This is a genomic window from Trichocoleus sp. Lan (assembly GCF_039961855.1).
GTDB lineage: Bacteria > Cyanobacteriota > Cyanobacteriia > Cyanobacteriales > FACHB-T130 > FACHB-T130.
In genome coordinates, this window is sequence record NZ_JAMPKA010000020.1 from 119,615 (window position 1) to 128,789 (window position 9,175).

Consider the following 9,175-nt stretch of genomic DNA (forward strand, 5'->3'; position numbering starts at 1 on the left):
TCGCGCATCCCTAACGCAAGTAAAAAGGCGAGTGATTACTGTGCTTCCCCAATGAGGGTAAAAGCTGCCCAGTTGAGTGGCTCTGGATGTTGTTTCATCGTCGCTAGCATTGCGAAGCGCAATGCCTGGGCTTTATTCGGGTTTTTTTGCACAGTTCGGTAAAACTCTGTCATGAGAAGGGTCGTCGGCTCGTCAGGAACCGCCCACAGGGATACGATCGCGCTGGGTACTCCCGATGAAATAAGCGATCGCGACAAACCGATGACGCCATCGCCGGTGATTTTGCCGCGTCCCGTGTGACAAGCACTCAACACTACAAGTTCAGCATTTAGCTTCAGGTCAAAGATTTCTCCAGCAGTGAGGAATCCATTATCGTTCTTGGATGGAGCCAGAGCGATCGCGCCAGGAATGCCTAATTCTTGAATATCATCCAGTAAGCCGTGCGTCGCTAGATGAATTACCCGCGCCTGGGGCATCTGTTGCACAATCTCAACTTTGGTTGCTTTGTCACCCACAATCGCTTGAGTGTTCAAGAGTTTAGCAATCGTCAGCGCTTCCCGTTCGGCACCCGGTAACGGTGCTAGTGGCTGAGGCGTTTGTCCAGCTTTAGTAGTAGGCATCTTGGGCATCGTCGGATTTCCCACCACTAGGACGTTTTTACTATCTAGAGATGTTCTATGCAACCCTTCTACACGTTGCTGTTGTTGCTGAGTGAGGTCTAGCACCTCAATGGCTGGAGCGGTTAGGATTGTGTGTTGCTCGATTAAGTATTTGCCATTCGGAGCTTTTAGCGCCGGGAAAGGCAACAAAAATAGCCCACCTTGCGGGATAAATATTACGTGGGAATTTGCGTCTTTCGGCAGAAAATCAGCAATTGGCTCAATCAACACTTGATGAAGTTGCGCTCTAGCAGTTTCTCCTTTGTGAATATTGGGACCGTATACAATGCGACTATTCGCTAGCAATTCTTCAAAGGAATTATTTTGCTGTCGCAGCGGTTTCAAGTCAACTCGGCGAAACGCTACTTTACCTGTAGGCTGAACGACCCAAATAAAGAGTTCTGATGCCTGACCTCTGAGTTTACCTTGAACTTTGAATTCTTCTTCAGGGACAATTGAATATTCAACTAGCGTGGCATTTTGTTCTTTGGCAATTTTTTTAATTTGTGCGATGGTTGGAGGATTTAAATTAGTTTGGGATCGAGCCGAAGCTTCAGGGGATAATCGCTGTTGCAGTAATTCTACAAAGGCACGGGCACGTCCCCGTTCGGAAATTTCCAGAGCCAAATCTTCTTTTTTCTGGGCAATCAGGATTTGTTGCAATAGGTTGTAAGTCAGAACTTGCGTATCGAAAACTGAGACATTTTGGATATCATTTAATCCTGGTCGCAGAGATTCCATAACCTCAACGGCATCACGGAGTTTTTTCTCGGCTTCTGGGAGTTTGCCGGAAGCAAATAGCGTATGTCCCAGGTTATTGAGAGCCGCCCCCTCTCCTCGTTTGTCACCCAGCGATCGCGCAATTTCCAAGCTCTTCTGGTGATGTTCAATTGCTTTGGGGTAGTCGCCTAAATCCTCATAAGCAATTCCTAAATTTCCGAGTGCCTTGTGCTGTAACTCGCGATTGCTAATTTCTTTTGCGATCGCAAAACTCTGCTGATAATAATCGAGAGCCTTAGTAAATTCGCCCTGAACATGATAAGCAGATCCGAGATTGGCTAGGGTGCTTCCTTGTCCTTCCTTGTCGCTAATTTGTCGCGCGATCGCTAAACTCTGTTCGTAAGACTGAAGGGCTTGCTGAGACTTGCCCAAATTAGCGTAAATAGCTCCCAGATTTCCTAATGCTCTCCCTTCCGCTGAGGGATCTTTAATTTCTCGCGCAATCGTTAAACTTTGTTGATAAGACTGAATTGCTTTGTCATATTCACCCAAAGCTTCGTAAGTATTGCCTAAATTGACTGAAACCTGACCCTCTCCCTGACGGTCTTTGGTTTCCTGCATAATCGTCAAAGCTTGCTGATGAGATGCGATCGCGCTTGCATAGTTGCCTACCGCTTTGTAAGCAATTCCCAGATTTGAAAGGGCTTGCGCTTTCTTAGTGGAATTGCCATTTCCCGGTTCCATTGTCAAGAATGGCTCTAACAGCGCGATCGCATCCTGATAGTTTTCCTGAACCAGAGAAGCCGCACCCAGAACCCCTCTAGCTGCAACTTCCCCCGGAACGTCTTTGAGTTCCTGGTAAATTCTTAATGCCTGTTGCCAAGACTGGACAGCCGATTCAACCTTATTCGGCTGATATTGTTCAAAGCCTTGCTGTAACAGTTGATCTGCCGTCACTTTGCGGCTATTTTGAGCTGACGCTGATGCGATTGGTGCGGCGGGTTGTTCTTGCAAACAACGCGGATCTCGTAGTTGCAGGTTTCTCCGTCGCGGATCTTGCAGTTGTGCAGCGCACACAGCAGATGCTTCAGTCGTTGACAATTTTAGCGTTCCATCGCTGTTGCGCGTTACCCGGTTCGCATGACGTGCATCTAAGCTGCTTTTGAGGCTGTTATCAAAGACAAGAACGCGATCGCTCGAATCCGATAAGCTCGAATTAGAAGCGTCATTTCTCAGCGCAATGAGTTGTATATCTGTTGTGAGATTGTCAGATCCATCAGTAGCAGTATCGCTATTACTATTCGTGCTGGTGCCATTGCTAGTATTCGTATTAGTGTTGGTGCCAGTATTTGCGTTGGCAACGATATTAGTACCAATATTTGTGTTGTTGCCACTCCCAGTATTCGGTTTAATACCAGTGTCCGTATTCGGATTAGGGTTAGGGTTAGGGTTAGGATTTGTAGTAGGGTTGGGGTTTTGGACGCTTGGAGAAAAAGAGATATTTTGAGTGGACCCATAAAAGAAATTGTTACTTCCAGCTCCTACGGTGATAGCTCCCACCGTACCGCTAACATTATTGGGAAACTGATTTGAACCAAAATCAAGAGGTGTGTATTTTTCATTTTTAATCAATGCAAATTCGTCTTCTTTAAAGTTAAAATTATCATTTTTATTAAAATCATCATAAGGAAGGTCTGGTTTAGCTGGTTTAAAGGCTTCGTCGCCTTCCTTGATTCCAGGTCCCACAATAAAGTTTCCACCTTGGATAAAAATGCTACCTTTGCCAGTTTTTGAACCTCCGAAAGTATAAATATCAAATTTTGATATAATTGGTTCTCCGGTTGCACCTCCATACCGGATACTAATCGGGGCATTACTTTCTTCTTCAGTTTTGTTGCTACTCGGTCTAGCATGCAAACTAGATTGCATATCTCTTGTAACTACTGTTATTGAATCTGATTTAACATCTTTGCTTGTAAGAAACTCCTCTAATTCTGGATCGTCTTTAGGGTTAATTTCTTGCTCTAAATTATATTCAGGATTAAAAGCACCCTTAGCTTGGAAAAGACCAGCGGCTTTAATATCAATTCCGCCACTCCCCGCATCAATGCTATTGACCACAATATTGCCTGCTGTAGAAGACAAAACTACAGCACTATCACCGGAGCCATCAAGTCCACCCGTGAAGATATTTCCTGATGTGATGTTTCCTATGGCAGATAAACCTACAGAACCATCATAAGTATTAATGTCTTCTGTTAAGATGCTTGTTCGTGAATCAAGTAAAACTGCACCGACATTATTTAAAGAATCTGAATTGTTATTATTAATAGAACCGTCAACTCGGATTTCTCCGCTAGATGACGTGTTAGGAGAATAGCGATTTGTTAAAAGAATAACTCCATCTGGCTGAGTTATCTCAATGTCTCCAGCAATTACAATACTCGCATCTGTTTTTGTTCCAGCGAAAACGGGTTGAGAATTAGGGGTTGTCAATGGATCGAATGCAGAAGCCGGAATAACGCTATTTGTTGGTATCTTACCTAACGACTCCCAATTGATTCCAGCTCGAATATCTAACGTAGGTTTAGCGCTGCCATTAATTATTACCTCCGTCCCATTGGACAAGGTGAAATTTGCCAGTTTTTTAAGGAAAAGATCGGGATTGTCAGGATTAATCGTATCTGTTGTTGAGTCTGTACCAGTAATTGTGACATTGCCCAACGTGACGCTACCTCCAGCCAAAATATGGAGTGAAGCTCCCTCATAGTCTCCGAGAGTCACATCTCCAGCGGCTAGAATAATCGGGTCGTTCGGACTTGATAGATTCCCCACGCTTCCATCTAATTGCTCAATTTTGAAGCTGCCACCTGTTGTGAAATGAGCGTCACCGATAACTGGGTTCGGAGCGCGCAACAGTGTATTTTTACCAGAAACTACACCACTTGCCGGATGATTTAAGGCAAAGATATCAACTCCTAAATTGCCTTGAATGAGTAGATCCCCTCCTGCCTGAAGTAAAACAGGATTCGCTTGGGTGTCTCGGACTCGTACTGTATCTTGCGCCAGCAATTGCATATTTCCCGTCGTCTTTAGCTGGCTTTCGACTAAGGTTAGATTGTTGTTGGCAGATAGCTGTGCTGACTCGGCTGTCACGTTCTTGGCGACGATATCCCCGTTTTCTACCTGAATGCCAGATCCGATTAGTTCTACCTGTCCGTTTTTAACTGTCACTCCGGTAGCATTGCCTCCACTTCCACCAGTCAGCAGTTGGGGTAATGTGGGAATTGGCAATGTCCAGTTTTCAGGTTGAGTGACTGCGGTTGCCAGGGGTTGAATATCCAAACTTAGCAGTAGTCCTTGGTGAGTGATGCGGACTACACTTTCACCAGGGATGGCGGCTACGGTAATGTTACCCCCTGGTGCGGAGAGTTGCCCGGTACTGATAACTGTGCCACCCAGTAAAGTTAAGAAGTTTTGTCCCGGCTGTAAGCTGAGGTTACCAGCGTTGATAATGGCTCCTGGCTGACTGGTGGCAAAAGCAAAAGCATTGGGGTTTCCTGTCAGTGCGGCGTAGTTGTTAGAACCTGCTGCATTGAACCAATTTGAGCCAATCCCAATTCCGGTTGCTGTTGTCGCGGTGAAGGAAGCAGGCACGTTGAGGCTGGCTCCTGCGCCGAAGATAATGCCTGCGGGATTCATCAAGAAGAGGTTAGAATTCCCGCCTGTTACCTGAATCAGTCCATTAATCATGGAGGCATCTCCACCAACAACGCGACCCAGGATATTTTGAATCTCTGGTTGGGAGAGAAAGTTCGCAATCTCGTTTGAGTTCAGTCCAAATTTCTCAAAGCTGTGGAAAAGATTCGCTCCAGATTGCTGTCCGCCACTGATGTCGAAGCGATCGCCCTCAAGGACAACATTGCTGCCAGTGCCGTCACTCGCTGGGACAATGGATTGCCCGTGTGCTGCTTGGGTATTAATCGCTCCTACCAAAGGAAAAACTACCAGCAACCGACCGATGCTTCTCACCACATTCATAGGATTCTCGCTCAGGATTATCTAATTTTGCAAAACTTAAAATTTTTTTGGCTGCAAGAATAACGCTTAACTTTTAGTCAAGCGTTAACTTATTTTTGCTTGCAGCTATTTATTTTTTACTTTTTTAGCAATTTCACCAACATTATAAACACTGCTTTTTTAAAATGACTCTTCTTTTACGTATCTTTACTCAATCTTCATCAAATCTTTATAAAAAAGTTAGTTTGATTCCGAAGAATTACTCGTTGATTGTAAATATAATCGTCTTCAAGAATTTGTAAAGCTGAGATTCCCGACATCACAAAGAAGCCTGGGAATATGAACTGGTAGAATCTCATGACTTAAATGGATTGCTATAGAGTGGTTTGCGCTAACCGTTAACTCTATGTTTGAGCGAACGGGACTTAAATAAAGTTTGCGTGGATTGCTTATAAATGCAGCGAACAAATGCCAAATTTCTATCGAGAGGAGTGTCCCTAGTTCGAGTTTTTCCCTGACTTGTGGCAGAGGTAGCTAGAAAAAATAGGTGGCATTCTATGAATATATACCTCTGTAGAAAAGAGGGGGAAAACAAAAAAGAGAAACAATATGAAACTAACAAATTGGATAAAAATATTACCGGCTTTCCTAGCGATCGCTTTCGTTGTCCCCGCCCAACGAACCCAAGCTCAGACAACAACCGTCGCTGTTCCTCAACCCACACAGACTGTGGTTCCCACACCGGCAACGGCTCCCGATGGAACCCCGACTTATGGTGCTGAATATGCCTATGACCAGTACATGAGACTGGGGTATGCAGCGACACAAAGAAAAGATTATCCAGCTGCTTTGTCTTACTTCCGGTCAGCACTTGCCGAACGCCCAACTGACCGTTATGCCACACTCGCTTATTGGAATATTACAGACTATTTAAAAGGGCAAGATCCCCCGCCAGCAAGTGCCCCAGCAGCAACAAACTATGACAAATACATGAGAGTTGGCTACGAGGCTTCCAAGAAAGGCGATTATCACACCGCGCTGATTAATTTCCAAAGGGCATTAAAGCAGCGTCCGGGCGATTATTATGCTAGCCAAGCACTGCGGAACGTCCAGACCTATGTCAATCGCGGTCAGGGATTATCCCGCAGATAAAAGGCTAAGTTACAAGGTTTCAGGAAGTCTTTTCCAAGGTTCTAACCGTTAAAACCTGCGGCGGCGTGGCGTCTGGGGGATAAATAAAATCGACTTTTACCAGTCGGCGATCGCCCGGTAGCATCTTCAAGGTTATCAAAGGTTCGCCTTGCTGACCGCGCCGTTGAACTAAATGCACGTAACGAATTTGCGGTAAGCCTCGGTCATCAGTGTATTGGATCTGGACGGTGCCCCGGAAAAAAACTTGCTGAGGCGGTGGTTCTAGAAAACGCAGTCCTCCTTGCAAGCGATCCTGTTTGATTGGTGTCTGTATTGCCAAGGTTACAGTCTGGCTGTCGTTTGTATCGTTCATCAACGGCAAGGTGAGGCTGTATTGCACTCCATAGTTACCGTGAGCCATATAAGCTGTATCTGGGTAGCGCACCAACATGGGGGCACTTTGCACTCGTTCGGTGCCGAGAGTGCCGCGAGGAACCGTGCTGAGGCTATAGGAAAACGCTTTTCCTGGTTGGGGAATGCTCAGGTTCACTGCACCCGGTCTTTCTACCAGTCTGGCTTTCCACTGCGAACCTTGAGCAACACCGGCAACACGACCGTAGATCAGTTGCCCCTTATTTGCTTCCGGAGGGGTCGGAACGCGATCGCGCGGCTGTGCTAAATTACCAGAATTCAGAAGTGTCTGCCATTCTTCCAGCGTCGGTGCGCGTTCGCTCTTATTGGGATTTTGACGCGCATACATCGCTAAACTAGCCATATAAACTTTGGCATTGCTCCGCAACCGCATTAATGTTGAGCGACCATTCAGTGGCGGCGTTAGCGTCTTTACAGGAATCGGATGATTCATCAACATCCGGCTTTCCCCCGGCGGAATTGTCAACTGAGGGGGAAAATCAGCTTGACGCTGTTCTCGCAAAATATCATTACTGACGCGATCGCCAGGGCCAGCATACACGGTACCCAAGGGATTCTCAATAACCGACGGCATTGGAACAAACGGCGCATCTGGTTGACTCAGATAACTGGCGGCTTGCAAGATATCCACCGTGACGGGTTGCTTACCGGGATTATGCACGATTATTCCCAAGTATAAAGTCCGTAAGTCTTCCGGCGTCGGCGGCTTAGCAATATGATGGGCAAACACATCAAAACGCCCTTGGAAGGGAAAATTTAAATGAGCCGCCGAGGTGCTTTTTTTGCTGGGGGGAAAGGTTGAAAGTAAAATTCCCTGTGTCTGGACTAATTCCGGGCTGTTGCTATTAAAAACTGGCACATCATCCAGTTTGCCCGGTAAAGCGCGAACTTCCTGCGGTTGCACGACCTCAAGTGGTGGTGCAGGGGGTACAGGTGTCGGGATCGGATTTGTTTGCGCGAGAAGAAAAAGCGGCAAAAAAGTCAGCATGAAGCGATTTCGGAGTCTCACGGTTAGCACTCACCATTTTCTCCGCTGTCGGATGTGATCGCACCCCTATTCTTCTAACTGAGGCAATTCACGCAGGAAGGAGGGGCTTTCGCAGTCGCTAAATCAGCGATTGGAACCAGAAATTGTCGCCCGTAGGCGTAAGCCTTCCCGAAGGGTATGCGAAAGCCCAGAGAAGATCATGCCTTTATCAATAACATCTCCTCAATTTCTGCAAGAAATTCAAAGGTAATCGTTGTAAATTTATCTGGAAAAAACAGGTTCCATTCGTGGTATCCTTCCTCTACCACTTTTAATTTAGAACCTTTGATTCCTTGTGATAACTTTTGGGCAAATTTTACCGGAGTTAGAACATCGTTTTCTCCCCACAAAATTAAACAAGGGGATTCAACATTTGGTAAAATTGGTCTGATATCTTCTTGTAACGCGATGAATCCCATCTTTATTGTGTTTTCCAGGTTAAATAAGCTGTTATAAAACAAGTTTTTAAAAATAGCACTAACCGGCTGAAGCTTCATTTGCCAAGATTGTGCAGGCATTTCAATTGCCCTTTTCAATACAACTTCCGGTATAGAACCCAGAGGAATCCCTGTACTGTCTACGACGATGAGGCTGCGGACAATCGACGGCATCAAAGCTGCCAATGCTATGGCAATTGCGCCTCCTAGTGAATGTCCAACTACATGAACTTTCTTTAAATTTAACTTTTTTACAAAATTACCGATAATCTTTGCATAGTCATTAGAATTTTGAATTGTTTCAGGTGCGGTTGAGTTCCCTAAACCTGGTAAAACCGGCGCGATTACCTGATAACGCTCAGATAAAATATCTAAGCTTTCTTGATAAGGTTCAACTAATACTCCCCATCCGTGTATAAAAAGTATCGGATCTAAATTTGAGGCAATTCCTCCTTCATAGTAGGAAATACAACAGTTATCAAAATTAACTTGCTTTTCGATGAATTTGCTTTTCACTGAATTGACCTTCAATTTTTTGAGACAGTAAGCACTAATTTAGGCATTTGTCAAAAGTGCCTAATTAGAGGATGTTACATAACTTAACAATTCTTGCCTAGTTTTCTCGTCTGTCTAAAGTAACGTCAGTTCGGGTTAAGCCGAAGGCAGCAAGTTGTGGTCAATGGCAATCGCTGGCTTCTTCGGTTGATGGCAGTAGGCAATCAATCCGCAGAGAATGTTGACAAAGCAGT

4 protein-coding genes are annotated in these 9,175 nt (G+C 45.3%); 1 reads left to right on the plus strand and 3 read right to left on the minus strand.

Annotated elements, in window-relative coordinates:
• Nucleotides 1–35 precede the first annotated feature (35 nt).
• Nucleotides 36–5,420: a CHAT domain-containing protein gene (locus tag NDA03_RS18465; RefSeq protein WP_348238802.1), complete on the minus strand. Its 5,385-nt coding sequence runs from the start codon at nt 5,418–5,420 to the stop codon at nt 36–38.
• 588 nt (nt 5,421–6,008) lie between these two features.
• Here NDA03_RS18465 and NDA03_RS18470 point away from each other — a divergent pair.
• The gene (locus NDA03_RS18470; RefSeq protein ID WP_190435517.1) at nt 6,009–6,551 is read left to right on the plus strand and encodes a hypothetical protein; all 543 of its coding nucleotides are present in this window, start codon (nt 6,009–6,011) and stop codon (nt 6,549–6,551) included.
• A 19-nt stretch (nt 6,552–6,570) separates the two neighbouring features.
• Here NDA03_RS18470 and NDA03_RS18475 read toward each other — a convergent pair whose 3' ends face one another.
• Both NDA03_RS18475 and NDA03_RS18480 read right to left on the minus strand, forming a co-directional pair.
• Nucleotides 6,571–7,950 carry a DUF3370 domain-containing protein gene (locus NDA03_RS18475; RefSeq protein WP_348238807.1) on the minus strand — a complete coding sequence of 460 codons (1,380 nt, stop codon included), beginning with the start codon at nt 7,948–7,950 and terminating at the stop codon, nt 6,571–6,573.
• Between the two features lie 197 nt (nt 7,951–8,147).
• Complete coding sequence (locus NDA03_RS18480) at nt 8,148–8,942, minus strand: alpha/beta hydrolase (RefSeq protein ID WP_348238803.1); 795 nt, start codon at nt 8,940–8,942, stop codon at nt 8,148–8,150.
• Nucleotides 8,943–9,175: the final 233 nt, after the last annotated feature.